The sequence below is a fragment of the Candidatus Nitronereus thalassa genome, assembly GCF_032191465.1.
GTDB classification, from domain to species: domain Bacteria; phylum Nitrospirota; class Nitrospiria; order Nitrospirales; family UBA8639; genus Nitronereus; species Nitronereus thalassa.
Window position 1 is genome coordinate 1,036,613 of record NZ_JAQOUE010000001.1, and the last position, 18,386, is coordinate 1,054,998.

Genomic DNA, 18,386 nt, shown 5'->3' on the forward strand with positions numbered 1-18,386 from the left:
TTTTAAGGATTCATAGCCGGATCCAAACCAAGGTTATCCAGTTAAATTTTTCCAAAGAGCAATCGCACCACTTTATCGGAAACATTTGGATCCACATATTCCCGAGGCACTTGCCAACGGAAGTCATTATTTGTGACCAATGCCACTCCGCCTAAAATTTTTTCAACACAACACCCCGAGAGAACATTACTTCCACAGGCAATAGTCTCTGGGCGTTCGGTGGTATCCCGAAGGGTAACAGCCGGAACCTGAAAAATACAGCACTCTTCTTGAACCGTTCCACTATCAGTCAAAACGCAAAAAGAAGACTGCTCCAGCTTTACAAAATCAAATAAATCAAATGGTGCACAACACTTCACGAGGGGATGAAATTCCAAGGAAAGCTTTTCCAACAATGAGCGAGTACGAGGGTGAAGACTCCAAACCACGGGAAAACCATATAACTCTCCCAGCTTATTGAGACCCGTGACAAGATTCGTTAGACGTTCTGGAGAATTTACATTTTCTTGCCGATGGGCTGTCACCAAAAAGAATTCCTTTTCCTGAATCTGAAGTGTTTCCAATATCTGGCTTTCCTGAATTTGGGGTCGATAGTGCTCTAGAACCTCGTAAATGGGGTTGCCCGTCACGAATATCGATTGATCGCTAAGACCCTCCTTAAGAAGGTTCATCCGACTACTCTCGACATAGGGTAATAACCAAGAACTCGAATGGTCGATAATCTTTCTATTTAATTCTTCGGGAACACTTAAGTCATGGCAACGATTTCCGGCCTCCATATGAAAAACCGGGACACCTTTTTTTTCTGCAACAATGGCCGAGAGCCCACTATTCGTATCCCCCAAGATTAAACAGGCATCGGGTTGAATCTTTTCAATCCAGCCCTCTACCATTTCAAGGATTCTTCCGATTTGTCCAAAGACCTTTTTCGAGCGGACATCTAGATTGATATCCGGCGAACGGATTTTCATAGACTCGAAAAATATTGAATCAAGTTCAGGAGTATAATTCTGGCCCGTATGCAATAGCGTATGGTTCGTCAACTTATCGAGTTTGGGAATAAGTAAACTTAGCCGGATTATTTCAGGGCGAGTGCCTAGAATGGTCAAGACTTTCATCGAAGAATTTCTCAAACTTCTTCCTTTCAATCCGTGACCGAAAGTTGATGTTTCTGTAAAAATTCTTTTGTTTCTTGAAGATTGAGCGGATTTGCTTCCGAGCTATATTCGTTAGTCAATAAATGCTCGACACATGAGGTTTTATTGATTTCAGGAAGGATCGGTTTTATCACATAATACCCTCCACTCTCCACAGTACGGTGACACTCTTCTTCCGAAACTAGAATTTCATGGATTTTTTCACCCGGACGAATCCCAACGACCTTAGTTTCAATTTCTCTTTCACCCATCAGTACTGCTGCAATATCGCACACCCTGGCAGAGGGAACACGAGGAATAAACGTCTCCCCCCTACTCCCATTTCGAACTCCCGCAAAAATGACATCAACCGCTTGGTCCAAACTCAAAAGAAATCTTGTCATGTGAGGACTGGTAATGGTAACAGGCCCCCCAGAACGAATTTGTTCTAAAAAAAGAGGAATAACTGAGCCACGAGATGCTAAAACATTTCCATAGCGCACACAAATAAATCTCGTGGAAGGACACGTCAAGTTGGCGCTCAGAAAAATCCGTTCCTGGATAGCCTTGGTCATACCCATTACGTTTACCGGTTTACAAGCCTTATCAGTAGAAACGCCTACCACAGTATCTACAGACAATTGAAGCTCACGAATTGCTCGAACAATATTTTCAGCGCCATGAATATTGGTGCGCACAGCTTCGTATGGAAAATATTCACAAGTGGGAACCTGCTTCAAAGCCGCAGCATTAAATACTATATCGATGCGACCTAAAACAGATGCCACTGAATGAAAATCTCGAACATCTCCGATCCAAAACTCTAAAAGTTCATTAAAATTTCTATAAATTATTTCATCCGTTGCAACTTTTCGGTGTTGATAAGCTAACCGCATCGCATGTTGTTTCGCTTCATCTCGGCTAAAAACAATGACCTTCTTCGGTTTACCAAGCTCCCCAGTCAGAATTCTTGAAACCAAGACTTTCCCTAAAGAACCTGTGCCACCGGTGATTAATATTCGCTTGTCTTCTAAATTCATTGGTTTCTAACCTAATTAGAATTTTAAAATTTATTTTCATCCCTGTGAAGTGGGTTGATCATACATATCTTGGATCATCTCCGGCCAACTTGGTGGATGGAAACCAGTTTCCATCCTAAATCTTGTCGAATCCAAAGCACGATTGCAATTCACAGTATCATCAGGATCAATTCTTGTCCTACGTTTATATATTTTATTTACTAAATTCAAAAGGTCGTACTTTGAAAGAGCATCGCTTGAAAGATGATAGACACCAGCAAGTTTAGGATTAGCCAACACATGTTCCAACAAAATTCGAGCAATGAAGTTAGTCGTAAATCCGCTAAATATTGCATTTCGCCATCCGTTCACAGGCTTGTTTTGACGCAAAAACCACTCAATAAGGCCATACTGGGTTTGCAATTCTCGTCCTATGATGGAAGTTCGCAATGTAAGGGTATGATCCCCATAGGAAATCTCACCTAAGAATTTCGTGCGGCCATATAAATCTTCAGCATCCGACTGGTCATCCTCACAATAAGGCAGGGGTTTGTTACCAGAAAAAACACAGTCCGTACTAAAATGAATTAACCGAATACTAGCGGCCTTGGCTATAAGGGAAAGGCGATGAGGCAACAAGGCATTTATTTCTAAAGCCGTTAAGGGATCGCTTGAAAGCGGGTGCTGCTTCACCACACCAATACAGTTAATCACGACATCGGGCTCAACGCCTGCTAAGGCCCGAACAACTTCATCAAAATTATTGGCATCAACATCTCCTCGAATTCTGTTGCGGTCAATTCCAGAGATTGAAGGCAACCGTTCAGCTGAGGACCGAATAGTTCCCCATACCTCATAGTGCCTGGAGAGTTCTGCCCATAAACGATGTCCAAGCATTCCTGCTCCACCTAATATCAGAATTCTCACTTCAAATTACCCTTAGGTTTTCCTCAGAATTTGATGAGAAAGCACGCCTTCCAAAACTCCTATTAACATATCTCTTTCAAAATGTTTTTCATAGTATAGCCTTCCTTTTTCCCCCATAAGATTTCGGGTTTCTTCCGAAGTACGCGAGAGGGTTAATGCTGCCTTTGCTAGTAATCCACCATTTTCTGGTTCACAAACAATTCCTGCACCAGACTCATCAACCACCTTAGCCCCCTCCCCTTCTAACGAAGCAATAACAGGACGGCCACAGGCCAAATATGATTGGACTTTTGATGGAATAGTTTTTGCGAATACCGGGTCCTTCCTAAGGGAAACCAAAAGCGCATCGGCAAGGGCAAAATAGCGGGGCATGGTTTCAGGTGCTCGACGACCTAAAACATGAACGGTCTCGCTTAAATTACGCTCGTGAATTTCCTTTTCCAACCATAGTCTTCGATGCCCATCTCCAATAATCATCCAGTGAATTTCAGGATGAAGCTTAAGTCGATCCGCAGCATCGAGGATAGTCTCAAAAGATTGAGCATTTCCCACATTCCCGCCAAACAAAATTCTAAATCCCTTTGGGAATTCGTCTCTTTCTGGAGAATCTTTATCGACCTTAACCGGATGATAAAAAGACTCAGCCCAATTTGGAAAATATTTAATTTTTTGAGGACTTCCTCCCAAGGCTATCACTTCTGGAATAAACCCCTGCGATTGAACTAAAATACAATCACAACGTGTGTAGATAAATCTCACAAACTGAGAAACTACCTTAATCAACCATGCTGATTTGGTAAATCCCGTCGCAGAGAGACTTTCTGGCCAAAGATCCTGAACCCAAAAAACAATTGGTGTATCTTTTAGTTTCTTCAATATGAGAGCAGGAAGGCCAACAGTGACAGGAGATGGTTGATATACAAATATTTGATCATATTTTCCCTGACACCGAAAAGGACCGAGCACACTTGCACATAGGGCAAAGGAAAGATAATTCAGTACCAAGCGCCACCACTTGCCATTACCCCTTGGAATGAGAGGAACTCGGACGACATTAAGACCTTTATAAAATTCTTTGGCAGGAAAAAACAAACCATACCCTTTAAAAAAGCAGCCTGATGGGTAATTAGGCATTCCAGTGAGCACTGTCACCTCATGCCTTCGGATTGTTAAGTCAACCGCAAGATCGTTAATACGGAAAGCTTCTGGCCAGAAATATTGCGTAACAATTAAAATCTTCACGATCTACAGGATACCCGATACAAGAAAAATTTACATATCCAATTTTTACGGCAACCAATAATTACCGAGAAATGGTTACGGCAATACTGGTCTTCTCCAGATTTCGTGGACTGGTTAGTTCAGAGTTTTTAAGAACTGGTCGGCTTATACACTCGGCACCAGCCCCTCAGAAAGGGAATACTGACATTGCGGAATATATTATAGAACCGTTCCCTGAGATCAAAGATATCGGTTTGGACTTCGGCACGAATCCGATACTGACGCCGGTTTACGCATTCCCGTTTCAGCAGCCCTCAAAAAACTTACTACCACATTGCCATAACAATTGACCTCTCTGTTCACACTACTCACGATCCCATGTTTGCCAAGTGATTCCTGATAATCAGGACCGGTATGCTTCGTGGCCCAATCAGAATAAAAGGATAACGAGCTCAGGCATTGCTATTTTCCACACTGCCATCAGGACAGCTTGAAGCACCAATTCACGACCAAGTTGGGGCGGCATCGACCAACCAATGACTAGTCGTGAGTATAAATCCAAAATCACCGCCAGATACAGCCAGCCTTCTACTGGGCGGATATACGTTATGCCGGTTACTCATTTCGCATTGGGTATCGTCGCGGCAGATCACCTAACTGGGCTCGTTACTCTATTTACTGGATTACTTGCATTTGTCGCTGCCACCTTGGTACAAACTTGATCCGTTGTATTTAGAGACACTCGCATTAGATATAGGTGCTACTCTCTTTGAAGTTTCACTAGGCACTGGGGCCTCGTCGCCTTGCTCTTCTAATAAATATCGTTCGTTTGATTAAATTAGTGGTAGGAATAGTCAACAACGCGCAGCGATCATTTGAACTTAGAACCCTTGCTTTAGTACCCGGCGGGTTGATCCTGCTCGCAGCGGGTAGGTAGCGTGTTGAACACTGAGAGAATATCCGGTGGGGGATAAACCTACAATTGCTCTGATTCTTCTGGTCTTCAATGAAATTGACGGTCTAAAGGCAATCGTCCCTGCAATTGACCAGTCCTTGTTCAACGAAATAATCCTGGTGGACGGTGGCTCCTCGGATGGATCGACAGAGTTTGCACGCAAAGCAGGCCTTCGTGTTATTCAGCAAAGAAAACCAGGGCTTTCAGAAGCTGTGTTAGAGGCTGTCTCGGCAGCCACGTCCGAGTACTTAATCGAATTTAGTCCAGACGGAAACTGCAAGGCGGATGATCTGCCGAATCTCGTAGCGAAGATTCGCGAAGGCTACGACTTAGTTGTTGTTTCGCGATATCTTCCTCCAGCAGTGTCCTACGACGATACAGCTATTACGCACTTCGGAAATTGGATGTTCACAAAGATGATCGGAATGCTTGGCAGCCCCGTTGTTACGGACGCGCTTACAATTTACCGAGGATTCCGGCGCGAGATTCCAATTTCTCCAAGCTTCAAACGCCTCCTGGTTGGGCCAGTATTTGAACCATTGGTTACGGCTTGGGTACTTGGAAATGGCCGATCCTACGCTGAAATTCCAGGCGATGAACCCCGACGCATCGGTGGGGAACGAAAGATGCGCGTTATCTATAATGGCAGTTGCATTATCTATATGGTCGTTCGAATGTATCTGCTTAAGCTGACCCGCAGAATTTTTATGCTAAAACCGCGACGGCTTCCGCCTAGCTCTCACTAATTCGGACCACAGATCCCTAATGTCCAACTTCCAGAAGATGGTAAGCGCGATGTCCGTAGATCCAGACGCATTACGCGCTCAATTAGAATCCATTGACACTAAAATGTCAGTGACCCATGGATCCTATGCGGTCCAATCCGCTGCGTCGGTTCCTGACCTTGATTGGAACCACATGGATCCGCATCACCGCCAATTCGTTCACGGTACTTATGGCAGGTCACTCCGTCTCTGCACGGGAAAGGACTTTCAGGTCTCGATCACCAAGTATGGAATTTGGCCAATATTTCTTGTCGTCTCTGATGTTCGGCTAAGGCCAGGTTTATTCTATCAGTGTTTCTCGCTTTTCGGCTTGGTTACCGTAATCTCCGTAATCCGCTCCGTTGAGCAACAGAGTGGAACGAGGCAGCAAATCGATTGGTACATTCTTTCGAAGCGGCTGTTGAAGTTTGTTCATCCGTGGTTAAGCAAGAGAATAGAGCGACTCAATCGAATCCAAAACGAGGAAGACAAACCGATCCGAGAGCGCCGTTGCCAGTTGCGGGATCAAGGATATCGGTTTGTTTCGGATCAACCAGATTTTCTGGTCGCGAGCTCGCTGGCGAACAATGTCATCCCTCCAAGGCTTGAGGGCGAGCACGCAGTAGCAATTGACGCTGCATCTCCGGCAACACTTAAGTCCTTCCGTGTCGGGAACCTCGAGTTCTTATATCTAAGTGACGCAGCCGGAGGTTTAAAACTCTGGCCCGCCGTATGTTCGCACGAAGGGGGTCCCCTAGAGAAGTCGCTCATTCCGGCTACAAGTGGCCGCCTCAAGTGCCCCTGGCACGGAATGGAGTTCAAGGGGGTTCACCTAACTCGCGAACAGCCAACCGGGTTCTGTGGTGGCACACGCTTGCGATTAGAAGGCTCTCATCTTCTGATTTCGCCGGAATCCTAGGACGATTCCACCCTATCCCACAGCAGTATGTCTCGCCACGGGAAGTTAGGAGCAGTTACACGAATCTTTCGTGTGATACTTTCGCTTGGGGCGGCGCGTTTGATGATCGGTCACGCTTCCGCAGAACTACCTCAATTGAGTACTCACCCTCAGGGTGCTTCCCTGGCCCAGGATCACGATAATCTTCATTACATACAGCCTGATATACGATATCAGCATCCGGTAGCAGACGACCGACCAATGGAACAACACCAAGAGTGTCTGGCGGATCATCGCAATTCAACAAGAAAAAGCGCTTATGGTCAGTACTGAAGTTGGATGGTAGACGGGATCGCTTCTCGAAAAGATCCCGTTCCGGTACGAAGAGAATCAGATGACCCCCTGGACGCACGACTTCCCACCATCGTATAAGAGCCTTCTCGGGTTCGCAAATATGCTCGAGAAGATGGGATGAGTAGACAAAATCGAATGATTCCGACTCTATTCCTGGAAGCTTCTGTGCGTCACCATCCTCAATGTCCCGGCCTCTTGCTGACGGCACGATGAGATCGCCTCCGTAGCCAATGTCTAATCCTTTCCCTTTACAGAAGCGATTAAAGAAACCTTGTCGTTCCCGCCTGAATCGCGCCTTCGATGTCTCTTTTGAGATTTTTGGGCGATTGAATAGACGGAAGCGATAGCGGTTGATTGCATAGTAAAGGCTAGGAAGTCGCCGAATAACGCGGTCTGGAAGCACATGCCTTAAGGCTTCTATTAAAAACTCATCAGTGGATTTCATGCGCATCAGAGATAGTGACAATGAAACGAGATATCAATCTGCTTGGCAACGAGCTCAGCTAGTCGATCTATCGCGATCGAAACAAACACCCGTAGATAGGGCCATCCAATAGACTCTACCCGACTCACACGCACCACATCCTCTCAAGTAAGGACGGCAGCGCTTGGCTGAGAAATGAACCTCCAATCAATAACACACCGCCCCTATGAATCCAAGGGAAATTTCGAGGTGGTGGCCAACGATGCTCCACCAATAACTTGGGATCATGATCTGGATTGCAAGCATTGCTCCAAGCGTGGCCTCGACTGTCGAGGCAATCAATCAAAAATGTGACCCAACATCACCAGTGTGAGCTATTTAAATAGAACGAAAAACGGTGTTGCCGCTATCACCGACCTAAGAGAGAACCAAATCAACACATTTATTATAAACGCTGGGTTTCAAGGTCTGCGAAACTAATAGCGTAACGATGATCAAAGAGAGCTATGTCGTTCCGTTTGCAATTCGTTTGATGCGCAAGAGCTTGGAGCTTTACGAGGAACCAAATCAAGAGAGGTTAGTGACATCACGTATTCGCGCAATTTCTCGGGTTCGAAGAACTTATAGTAGTAGTAGGTGAAAACCATTTGGTTTGTCTGAAAGCCGGGGCCGTGGCTAATAATGAGCGCAGCTTGCCGCCCACAGGGTTCAAAAGAGTTGGGGATGAACACTGGGAATTGAGTTATATGAAAATTCGGAAAGAAAACTGGATTCAGCACTTGGGCATCAGTTTTCGAATACCACGGCCCTTCTTGTGCCTTGTCGGAAGAGGCACTTTCGTAGAAGACAAATCTACTAAAATCTCCCAATGCTAATTTGAAGGCGTTGTCTGGATGTAAAAACATGCTCGAATACCCGTGTGGAAGACGAACCCGATCAAAACCCTCAACTACAAGGTCCCTTACCCCAAATACGTGTATGTCACCTACTCCCGGCAATTGCTTGAGGTTTGTAAGAATTGAATGATTCTTTATTGCCTCTGCCTGCCATGTTTCATACACGGAAAGTCGATACATACCGAACGAGCAAATTAGGGCCACCAACGTAGCGATATAAATCCGTGGCCATTTGCGCAATAATATAGCCAACGCACTTAGTAGAAATAGCGCCATCGGCAGCATGATTAAAATGCGATTTCTCGCGGACCCGTCTGAGTCCCACCTGCCAAGTCCTCGATCGGTTACGGCGTAGGGAAATACTCCAAGAAAAATTAGAAGTAGTGCGAAACAAAGAATCCAAAAAGGGTTCGGACTCGCCGAACTCCATACAGCCGTAAGTAGTTTGCCGCTCTTCTTAAGCATGAAGAATAAAGCGACAAAGACGAATAGAAACGTGAGTGAGTAAAGTCCAACCGCAAAAATCTGAGTAATAACGAGCCTGGCAGCGGAGAGATAAATTCGAAATACTTGGTACAGATCGATATGGATTGGAGTATGAGCTAGACCCACACCGTAGGGAGATACGATAACTTGGCGCCAGATCCAGAATATGAACGGGATGGCTATCAGGTCCCAATATTCAGCTATGAAGGACCGAACTGTTTGCGGAAGCAGATCATTTCTTGCGGAATGAGAACGAAGCAAAAGTACGGCTAGAAACCCGAAGTGGAATACAAGCAATGAATTAAGTCCGAACGACAAGAAGAACAGGAAACCTGCGGCCATCCTGTAAAGCACTCGAAGGAAACGAACTTTGGATTCGGATTCAAGAACGACGAGCGCTGCAGTCCAAAAAGCCGCATAGCAGATGAAGTGAAACACCAGATTAATATGTGCCGTCGTCAAATGGCCAGGATAAACAACGGCCAATATGGCCAGCAAGGCTGCCTGAGCTCGGGAGAAATAGCCAAGCTTTGCCAGCACACCAAAAGTCGCCAAGGAAGCGATTAAAAGAAAAATGAATGCGGTAAACTTGAAGAAAAAGATGCTGTTCGGAAGCTGGCTTAACGGCCACATCAAATAGGCGGGAATGAGGTGTCCATACATTCCGAAGTGACCGAAAAATGTATCTTTGCGACCATCAATGAACCAGTCGTATAAAAAGAAATCCTCAAAGTACAACCCATCGTTTACCAGCAAAGGCCAGTGAAATGCGACCACTGCGACAGTAACGATTGCGAGACTTGGCAGCCAACCTCCCGCATGAGGCTCACTTCCACCCAAACTCGGCACTGTCTTGTCATAAGTGAGGGGTACTCCAGGTGTTGTTCTCTCACCCAAACCGTTTCCCATATCGTCTACGCCTCTGTCGGATGACTTGTGGTGAATCTACCCCACCGACTGGTCAATCTCTTTGATTTAGGAGTTCATTACGCACAGATTGGGGTAGTTGTATTGCCAGGAACGCTGCGACCTGCCCTAGCCATTGATGATCCCTGATACAATCCCCTCCATAGCCGAAAGGAGGTCGGAGCATTCTTTGACCCACCCCTCCCTGCTCTGGAAAAGAAACCTCCCCTGTAGCCAATATCCAATCTGTTTTTAAGCTTAGGATCCTATTATGAATGCCAAGATTGCCATATGGCAAATATCAAACTTTCTTCCGCAAATGAAATCCAACGATGACAGAATGTAAGCCGATGGCCCCATGATCACCCCTCTCAACTTTGAAATCCTTTGCTATTCAATCAAACTCGAAGCTGAAGTTGCCCCTCTTTATTAGACACCAGAAAGTAGGGTATTTACTTTATACTACTTCAATCAGGGGAAAGCAGCACTAGGTCGTTTTTTGTGTAGTAGGCTCTATCGAGGCAATCTCTTCTTGATTTGAGGGTCTGGCAAAAGACAAGGAAGCGATGATTGCCAAACCTATCCACAACAGGCGTTCCTTTGACAAGTCATTGAATTGCATACCGATGATGACGCCCACCAGTGCCAATGAAAATATGTGTGCTGGATGATCAATAGGGTGACGCATGCCGGAAAACATAATGAATAATATCAGCGACATTGCAACACCACCAGCCAAAACCCCAAAATCAAGGATGAATTCAGCAATAGAATTGTGCGGTCCCAGCAAGGGGCTATCCGAGCTGATCTTAGGTCTCATGTCTAATTCCAGGTGAACCCTTTGGCCAAGCTCAATATAACTCTTATCATTTATATCAAGATAATCTTCAAAATTCCCTATACCGGAACCAAATACCGATTGCTGATAAATTGCCTTAGCGGCAAGGTTCCAAAGGTATAGGCGTGATCTTACACCAGGATCGCTGATATAATCCCAAAGGTATACGTGGGATTTTATGCCAGGACCGCCGATATAATCCCATTTGATTTTGTGCATCTCCTGGGTATCGCTCCGCGTCGGCAACTGATTACAGACGAGGAATGAGAGAAAGACCACGACCAAAATGCGGCCAAATGCATGCAAGGAATGCCCCTTCACCACCAAAGAAATTAGCAATACCAGCAGAAAGATACCCAGACCAAGCCAGACACTTCTAGACACTGTGAAGTAAACGCCACAAACACCAAATATGAACGCCACCCAGGGAAACCACCCAGCTTTGTGATGTTCGGAATAGATGATCAGATTGCAGGCCTGCACACCCAGCGCCCACAAAATAAATAGGCCCATAATATTCGGTGAATTCAGCCCTAGCCCGACTGCATAAGGCGGATGATAGTTTTCGTCCGAAAAAAGATTAACTACATAAAATTCGGCGCCATAAAAAACCTGAAGGATACTAATGATCCCAGACAGGAATAGGAATACAGACAATAAGATGTTCAAAGTGCCCAAATACCTTGAAGAGAATAATGATCTGACAACTATAAAGGCTACAAACGAGAGGCAATAAGACGCGAAACCAAACCAGTAGGTTTTGTTAGAATTGAAAAAAACCGAAATGCCACAAAAAAACACCAACACGGAAAAGACCTGCATATCCACAAATCTCCGCGCCCCACGCAACAGGCTGAGATTCGTAAGGAGCCCAAACACCGTAAGAAGCAAAACTGCGGTGGGAGTGGACAACGGCATACCCGGAAAGCGATAGGGGAAAAATAAATATATGCTGATGTAGATCACCACAAGAAACGAAAGCGCTTGGTTTGAGAGCCCTCCGCAAGAGAAAGCCGAGCGAGAAATCGAGGAAAAATAGGACAACATTTGAGTAAGGGGGGTCAAGCGAAAATATTGGTATTAAAGAATGGGAATGGGTTGCCTGGTTAAAGGTTGTGGACCGCGAGATCAAGGGTCTCAAGTGTATTCAAACCAACTTGATCCCAGGTAGGAAACTTTTGGGATTGCGTCAGCGCCTTGGCCCGAAGTTCACTACATAGGGAAGAGTTTTCTGCCAAAGTAATCAATGCATTCGCAATTTCTTCAGGGATTGATGGATCAAAATACAAGGCTGCATCGCCCGCAATTTCCGGCATAACTGACGCGTTCGAACAGGCTATGGGCAAACCGGCCGAAAGGGCTTCAATAAGACTGTTGGGACAATTTTCACACATAGATTGGAACAAAAAAAATCGACATTCTGCCATTAGTCTTGGAATAGCTTCGTGTGGAACATTTCCCGTAAAAATGACCCAACTTGTAAGATGGTGGCATTCAACCATACGCTTTAGACTTGAGAAATAGTCCTCACTTTCTGGTTTGCCGACAATTACAAGACGAAGTTCTTTACTCTGAAGTGCCTCTTTGGCTAAAGAATACGCTTTAATAAGAGCCGAAAGATTCTTGTAGCGTTGCAAATGAGAGACACACAAAATGTATGGAGCTTGAATAACTAAATCCTCATCCCGGGATGGATATAATTGATTAAATTGCACATCATCCCGTCCATGATAAAGTATATCCCCTCGATTTTCCTGAAACCCATAGCGGTCAACAAATAAATTCTTAAAATATTGAGAGACAAAAATCACTCGCCTTGCAGATCGAGCAGATAAACGCATGATTGTGCCTAGCACTTTAAGGTTTAGCCACCCTAGGAGCCCTACTAACTTAATATTAACGCCAGAACAAAATGGAGCAGCATTACGAAATGCAACTACGGTTGGCACAGGACTCAGCAAGGGAACGACATTTCCTGGACACAGGAGCACATCAAGTTTTGACGATCTCAAAAGCCATGGGAAAGTGATTTGCTCCCATAATACCTTTTCAATAGAGGTGATGGAATGACGACCTATCGAATGTACTTCGATGGACTCACTCAGATAGGCCTGTATATAAGGAATGTTTTCAGGACGAGTAAAGAGGACTATATGGTGTCGCCTGTCGATACCAGTTCTCGACCAAGACGCTAGTAAGTTACGAAGATGTCCAACTCCTCCTCCGTGCATGCGGAACGTAGCATTAATTCCAATTCTCATAAACACTCTCGCCGCACATTCGTCTCAGTACCAACCATCTACCCCGTTATAGGTAGGCAATATTTGAAAATTCTCATGTTGTGGAAAATAATCCAAATAGACCAGACTGATTAACTACAATAAAAGGAATCTGCCATGAAACATGCTAACTTAAAAAACCTACCAGCACATATCTCGGCTCAGCAGCAAATGAGGCTATCGGTGTCACCATATGGGGCGGTCGCCTCTTTCCATGATTCAACAGGATCAACTGATTGAATTTTGGAAGGGATGGGACCATGTTATCGCCATCAGCTGTCATGAGAATTCCACCCCAATCCCACTTCCAATTTTTGCTAAGATAGTAAATAAATCCTACCGGCCCTGCGTAATCGTCAATATGAACACGGTACTGATCTCCATCGGTCATTTTGTATGCCCGAAGATCAACTTTTTCAAAATGCGTCCCTGAGATATCTTGAACTATTGGCCGTATATAATTTTCGAAAAACTGATTGAGGGATTTCCCAGACTCAAGAGATGGCGAACGCCAAAACCTTGCAATATAATGTTCCCCAGCTTTTGGGAGATACGGGGAATCGGTTTTGAATACATGTTCATAATGATGTTCACGAATTTGCTCGATTCGCTCATACTCAGCCCCCTGGAACTTCATGCGAACGTCTTCGGCAATCAACTCAGGCAACGCCTGCTCAATCACAGCCATGCCATAATCGTTAAATTGACGACGACTTCCAACATTAAGAGATATTGGAGGAACATTAGACCGACTATTCATATTCATTCTACCAAAATTTGCAAATCACACCACAACTCAGCCTTCTTAAAAAGGCCCCCTTTACTTACCCATAATGCACTACAATCAATTCGAATTCAATTCAACCTAGGATAAAAGAAACAACACTCACTGTAATTCCTAGTGGAAGGGGCCTGAACAGAAAAATAATTATACTTATCCTTCACATGTCATTGGGCTTGGATTGCCCATAGTTCCAAGAATACGACCCTATTTGCATACGTCAAAAGCCAAATAAATAATCTATTCGCTTGAACCCGTCCTTCACTCAATGATAATCGGGCACCGATGATGGCAAAAAAATGGTGCCTAGGCAAATGGCACAAGCATCAGAATAGCCCAAAGCCGAGGGTGAACATCTCGCTGCCCTGAAAGATGGAGATCGAAGAGCTTCAAGACCTGGTTTCGATCAAGGGAGAACCGATCATACAACTTGGAATCGTCAATACGCTCGCGGGCCCACTCTTGTAGTGGTCCACGCAACCATCGATCGATAGGAACGGCAAAACCCTGTTTCGGTCGATTAATTATTTCTTCTGGCAGGTATCGACTGGCGAGACGGCGCAACAGATACTTACTTGTGCCCCCACGCAACTTAAAAGAAAGCGGTAATTTCAGGCTCCATTCCACAAGCTCATGATCCAGAAGTGGTTCCCGCGCCTCCAGTGAGTAGGCCATACTTGAAAGGTCAGTTTTCTGCAGATACTCTTCAGGTAACACATGGGAAAGGTCAAGCCGCATCGCACATTCGACTGCAGATAAATTTTTCGGCATTTGTTCTATAGTCTGAAAGAACACCTGATCGAGATTCGTTTCAGGAGAAACATCTTTAGACAACACCCATCCAAAATCTTTCTTGATACTTCGCATAAACCTGAAGGCGTGCAATGCATCTGGCTCTCCCAACACTGACGCAAGAAGCCGGCATTTATGGGATGGAACACGAGATAGCAACCTCGCAAGCCCAGCGCGCATCATTTGAGGAAATCGGTAAAAGGATTCCAAACGTCTAAGTATCGAATAATAATGGTACCCACCAAACAACTCATCACCACCATCCCCACCAAGTACAACCGTAACCTCCTTTCTTGCTAATCGAGAAACCGCAAGTGCTGGAAAGGCAGAGCTGTCAAAAAATGGTTCATCGAAGTGTTGATGGAACGATGGGACAAGTGCAAGTAAGTCATCTACCGATAACACTTCTTGGTGATGATCGGTACCAAGCAGATTGGCCACTGCTTGAGCATGCCGACTTTCATCATACTGAGGTTCATGAAACCCAATGGTAAAAGTTTTTATTGGATCGTTTCTTACTTTTCTCATGAGGGCCACAACTAATGAACTATCAATTCCACCAGAGAGAAATGCGCCTAGGGGGACATCACTCACCAACCTAGAACGCACACTTTTTGTCATTAAACAGTCAAGCTCATCAAGCACCTCATTTTCAGCACGACACATCCAATTATCAACAGGCTCGATAAAGAGAGGACTCCAGTAAGAGCCAGTCTCGGTTTTGCCGGTACAATATTCTAGCCAATGCCCAGCCGGGAGTTTACAAACCGATGAATACAAGGTAAACGGCGAAGGAAAGTAGCCGGCTTCAAGGTAAAGTGCCAGGCCTTCAATATTTATTGACGTTGAGAGTTTAGGACAGTAGGCAAAAAGCGCACTGGGACGGGATGAAAAAATTAATCCTCCTTTATACGAAGCGTAATATAGAGGCTTGACTCCGATTCGATCTCGGGCAAGAAAAAGAGACTTTTTCTCTCTGTCCCAAATACCTAGAGCGAACATACCCGTAAGGTGTTGCAAAAACTCCTTACCCCATCGAGCATACGCAATCAGGAGCACTTCAGAATCTGAATTACTTCGCCAATCAGAACAAGTATCTGAAAGTTCTTCACGCAACTCCCGGAAGTTGTATATTTCTCCATTGAAGACCAACACATACCGTTGGTCAGGAGAGACCATAGGCTGGTGACCGGCAGAGGTTGGGTCAAGGACAGACAATCGGCAGTGAGCCAATGATGCATCACCCTCACTCCAAAAACCAGTATCATTGGGACCACGATTCGCCATGGTGTCAATCCCAGCTTTTGCAAAGTCTAAATCGAATTTTTCCTTAACTCCCACTGCCCCAAGAATTCCACACATACTCTATTCCCTACCCCGTCGGCCCTAACTCTTTGATCCCATTCACAGGTATTGATTTTCTTAGTGCATGACTTGTTTATAGTTTAAAAAGTCGATATTTCAAGGTTTCTATCACTGCATCAAATAAGCCCTTCCAGTACCCTTTATGTGTCGACCAGGGTGAGAAGCATTCTTGCATCGCGCGAAGCGGAGACATCCGGCAAAGCGCATACAGCATGGCAATACCACGAGAACGCCCCATGCTGTAATAAAATACTCGTGAGCTTGTCATCACGGCACCCAACACTAAGTTGGTCTTTTGTGAAAGTATCGCGTTAAATAGGCGAGTAAACTGAACCGTTGGAGCCAGATCAGACTCATAGCGTTCTCGGCAAGAAGTAATGATTCTATGACGAAGAGAATCATCGTTAAGGAAGCGGCGAACTTGACAGACCAGATCATCTGGATTTCGAAAGACACCAATTTCAACGTCTGATTGAAACCAATAATCAACGCAGGGGGACCACTCGCAAAGGCAAAATTTTCCCATTTCCGCAAGTTCAAATGGACGCCCTTTTATTTGGCCAAATCTGACACGCAAAGGATCTTCCCGAAGAATCCACTTCGGGGGATTTGTACCAGTAAAATTGAGGTTGATTTTACTCCTGGAAAAAACATCAAATACTTGACTGTCAGTTATTTTCCCCCCACGGCTGGAAAGGCCAAATTCTAAAACGGGAATGCCGTGAGATTGGAGATGTTCCACATATTTCCTACGGCCAGGTTTTGACATGTCCCCAACAAATGAGACCGGGATGTCTTCCAAAACGGGTGGGGCAGCCCGCTTTGGTTGAGGTTGTTGCATTTGTGCCAAGTATGCTGGGATCCCCAACTGCTTTAGCCACTCGGAACCTGCAATATCTGTTGTGATCACTGCACTACACGATTGGTAAAACCATTTTGCCTGCTCAAAGTAAATCTCATCATCAAATCCAAACCCAGTAACAGTAGTGCACTTCCTAAGTCTGGCAAGAAATTCTGGGGTGAGGTAAGAATAGCTGTTGGGAAACTGACTGAATAGCGCCAATTGAGGTTTCCATTTTTTCACCCAGGATTCGATTTGCCTCTCCAACGCAACCTGCCCCTCCTTTAGGTAGATAGCTCTATAGTCAAGGGCCTCAAAGTGCTCAAAGAGTTCACAAAAAAAATCTGCAAATCGTTTATAGACTGGATGATCTAAACCAGGAGCTAGCCAAATGGCGCGAGCCTTGATCACTGACAAATCCCCCAATTCCGATAAAATAAATGGCGCAATAAAATTACCAGAAAATAAATACAATAAACCAGAATCGATATCCAACTTGATACTCAAGAGCTTATTTTTGCAAATCAAAAAGTTGGATAGATCATGACCCCGCCAGGGTACAGTTGCAGCAGTATTTCCTTGATGAACACAATCTGTTTAACGAACAAAAACATTACAATGTGCTTTAATCATTCAAGTTCAACTATACAACAAAAGGTTTAATTAAAAATTTCTAAACAGAAGCAGGAAGGTGACAATTCTCCACAGCTCTTCTTTATATAATGGGCAACCTGTTGACCTAACTTTGCTCTAGCGTTCCCCATAATCGTACGAGCAGATATCCGTGTACATCTTATTCAATAGGTCGTCGGCCACGCCCCACGATACCGTTAATTCCATTAAACACCTCAACATCGATCAACCCAGCCTCCTGAAACCAGCGGCGAACTTCCCCGAGGGTTTGGGGTTTATCATAGGCTGGAGCGTACATATCGAAGGTATCCAGCAATGCCCATTCCAGATTCTGTTCAGGTGCCAGACCCAGATGCGTATATTCAACAATAGGCGATAGGCGCGCACCGACTCGGCCAGCAACCGAACGCAGACATCGAGTCGGACCAATAAGCACTGGTATAATTGTTTTGAGGAACCGGTACAGACGGAACGATTTCATGTTACGCGTCAACGGACGCAAAAAATATTTCCATTGCAGGAGAGTAGCGAATGATCGACGGTACACATCAATTACAACATCTCCCCCAGGTTTGATGTGACGTGCAAGACTCAGGAAGCATCGCCTTGGATCCCTCGTATGCTGTAGGACTCCGAGGCACAGCACGTGATCAAAGCTGGCCTCGGGCAAGGGGATAGTCAAAATATCACCTTGGAAGAGATGTAGGTTCGGATTTGCACCATTGTTGAGCGCATTAGCTTCAATTGCGTTGGAATAGTCAAATGAAAAGACAGTCGCACCTGTACGACACAGAATCTCCGTAAAACGACCAGCACCAGACCCAGCCTCGAGAATCCTTGCACCTGTCATTTTTCGAGCCCAACCAGTCGA

The 18,386-nt window shown here is 45.1% G+C and carries 15 protein-coding genes; 2 read left to right on the forward strand and 13 right to left on the reverse strand.

What is annotated here, in order from left to right; all coding sequences use genetic code 11:
- Positions 1–41: 41 nt before the first annotated feature.
- The 5 genes from wecB to PPG34_RS18330 all read right to left on the reverse strand — a co-directional run bounded on the left by wecB (position 42) and on the right by PPG34_RS18330 (position 4,913).
- Entirely contained in the window at positions 42–1,118 is a 1,077-nt protein-coding gene (gene wecB, locus PPG34_RS04755; protein WP_313831997.1) for a non-hydrolyzing UDP-N-acetylglucosamine 2-epimerase, read from the reverse strand.
- Between the two features lie 26 nt (positions 1,119–1,144).
- Complete coding sequence (locus PPG34_RS04760) at positions 1,145–2,176, reverse strand: polysaccharide biosynthesis protein (protein WP_313831998.1); 1,032 nt, start codon at positions 2,174–2,176, stop codon at positions 1,145–1,147.
- 36 nt (positions 2,177–2,212) lie between these two features.
- Complete coding sequence (locus PPG34_RS04765) at positions 2,213–3,082, reverse strand: dTDP-4-dehydrorhamnose reductase family protein (RefSeq protein WP_313831999.1); 870 nt, start codon at positions 3,080–3,082, stop codon at positions 2,213–2,215.
- Positions 3,083–3,094: 12 nt separating this feature from the next.
- Positions 3,095–4,324 carry a glycosyltransferase family 4 protein gene (locus tag PPG34_RS04770; protein WP_313832000.1) on the reverse strand — a complete coding sequence of 410 codons (1,230 nt, stop codon included), beginning with the start codon at positions 4,322–4,324 and terminating at the stop codon, positions 3,095–3,097.
- Positions 4,325–4,733: 409 nt separating this feature from the next.
- On the reverse strand, positions 4,734–4,913 hold the full coding sequence (locus tag PPG34_RS18330; protein ID WP_420888084.1) for a DDE-type integrase/transposase/recombinase: 180 nt from the start codon (positions 4,911–4,913) through the stop codon (positions 4,734–4,736).
- Between the two features lie 353 nt (positions 4,914–5,266).
- Here PPG34_RS18330 and PPG34_RS04775 point away from each other — a divergent pair, with 353 nt between their 5' ends.
- Both PPG34_RS04775 and PPG34_RS04780 read left to right on the forward strand, forming a co-directional pair.
- A complete protein-coding gene (locus tag PPG34_RS04775; RefSeq protein WP_313832001.1) occupies positions 5,267–6,004 on the forward strand; it encodes a glycosyltransferase family 2 protein in 738 nt (245 codons plus the stop codon).
- Between the two features lie 49 nt (positions 6,005–6,053).
- Positions 6,054–6,941: a Rieske 2Fe-2S domain-containing protein gene (locus PPG34_RS04780; RefSeq protein ID WP_313832002.1), complete on the forward strand. Its 888-nt coding sequence runs from the start codon at positions 6,054–6,056 to the stop codon at positions 6,939–6,941.
- A 55-nt stretch (positions 6,942–6,996) separates the two neighbouring features.
- Here the strand turns inward: PPG34_RS04780 and PPG34_RS04785 are convergent, their stop codons facing one another.
- The 8 genes from PPG34_RS04785 to PPG34_RS04820 form a co-directional block, all read right to left on the reverse strand.
- The gene (locus tag PPG34_RS04785; protein WP_313832003.1) at positions 6,997–7,719 is read right to left on the reverse strand and encodes a methyltransferase domain-containing protein; all 723 of its coding nucleotides are present in this window, start codon (positions 7,717–7,719) and stop codon (positions 6,997–6,999) included.
- 473 nt (positions 7,720–8,192) lie between these two features.
- Entirely contained in the window at positions 8,193–9,989 is a 1,797-nt protein-coding gene (locus tag PPG34_RS04790) for a hypothetical protein (protein ID WP_313832004.1), read from the reverse strand.
- A 484-nt stretch (positions 9,990–10,473) separates the two neighbouring features.
- Positions 10,474–11,646, reverse strand: a complete 1,173-nt coding sequence (locus tag PPG34_RS04795) for an O-antigen ligase family protein (protein ID WP_313834269.1) — start codon at positions 11,644–11,646, stop codon at positions 10,474–10,476.
- A gap of 284 nt (positions 11,647–11,930) precedes the next feature.
- Positions 11,931–13,085 carry a glycosyltransferase family 4 protein gene (locus PPG34_RS04800; RefSeq protein WP_313832005.1) on the reverse strand — a complete coding sequence of 385 codons (1,155 nt, stop codon included), beginning with the start codon at positions 13,083–13,085 and terminating at the stop codon, positions 11,931–11,933.
- A 145-nt stretch (positions 13,086–13,230) separates the two neighbouring features.
- Entirely contained in the window at positions 13,231–13,863 is a 633-nt protein-coding gene (locus PPG34_RS04805) for a 2OG-Fe(II) oxygenase (protein WP_313832006.1), read from the reverse strand.
- 327 nt (positions 13,864–14,190) lie between these two features.
- On the reverse strand, positions 14,191–16,038 hold the full coding sequence (gene asnB, locus PPG34_RS04810; protein ID WP_313832007.1) for an asparagine synthase (glutamine-hydrolyzing): 1,848 nt from the start codon (positions 16,036–16,038) through the stop codon (positions 14,191–14,193).
- A 76-nt stretch (positions 16,039–16,114) separates the two neighbouring features.
- Entirely contained in the window at positions 16,115–17,389 is a 1,275-nt protein-coding gene (locus PPG34_RS04815; protein ID WP_313832008.1) for a glycosyltransferase family protein, read from the reverse strand.
- A 286-nt stretch (positions 17,390–17,675) separates the two neighbouring features.
- Positions 17,676–18,365, reverse strand: coding sequence for a class I SAM-dependent methyltransferase (locus tag PPG34_RS04820; RefSeq protein ID WP_313832009.1), 690 nt, complete (start codon positions 18,363–18,365; stop codon positions 17,676–17,678).
- Positions 18,366–18,386: the final 21 nt, after the last annotated feature.

What these genes read in the sequence shown, in the direction of transcription:
- PPG34_RS04800 (WP_313832005.1), bottom strand. Translation starts at nt 13,085, where the DNA reads ATGAGAATTGGAATTAATGCTACGTTCCGCATGCACGGAGGAGGAGTT.
- PPG34_RS04785 (WP_313832003.1), bottom strand. Translation starts at nt 7,719, where the DNA reads ATGAAATCCACTGATGAGTTTTTAATAGAAGCCTTAAGGCATGTGCTT.
- wecB (WP_313831997.1), bottom strand. Translation starts at nt 1,118, where the DNA reads ATGAAAGTCTTGACCATTCTAGGCACTCGCCCTGAAATAATCCGGCTA.
- PPG34_RS04790 (WP_313832004.1), bottom strand. Translation starts at nt 9,989, where the DNA reads ATGGGAAACGGTTTGGGTGAGAGAACAACACCTGGAGTACCCCTCACT.
- PPG34_RS04780 (WP_313832002.1), top strand. Translation starts at nt 6,054, where the DNA reads ATGTCCGTAGATCCAGACGCATTACGCGCTCAATTAGAATCCATTGAC.
- PPG34_RS04795 (WP_313834269.1), bottom strand. Translation starts at nt 11,646, where the DNA reads ATGCAGGTCTTTTCCGTGTTGGTGTTTTTTTGTGGCATTTCGGTTTTT.
- PPG34_RS04760 (WP_313831998.1), bottom strand. Translation starts at nt 2,176, where the DNA reads ATGAATTTAGAAGACAAGCGAATATTAATCACCGGTGGCACAGGTTCT.
- asnB (WP_313832007.1), bottom strand. Translation starts at nt 16,038, where the DNA reads ATGTGTGGAATTCTTGGGGCAGTGGGAGTTAAGGAAAAATTCGATTTA.
- PPG34_RS04820 (WP_313832009.1), bottom strand. Translation starts at nt 18,365, where the DNA reads ATGACAGGTGCAAGGATTCTCGAGGCTGGGTCTGGTGCTGGTCGTTTT.
- PPG34_RS04805 (WP_313832006.1), bottom strand. Translation starts at nt 13,863, where the DNA reads ATGAATAGTCGGTCTAATGTTCCTCCAATATCTCTTAATGTTGGAAGT.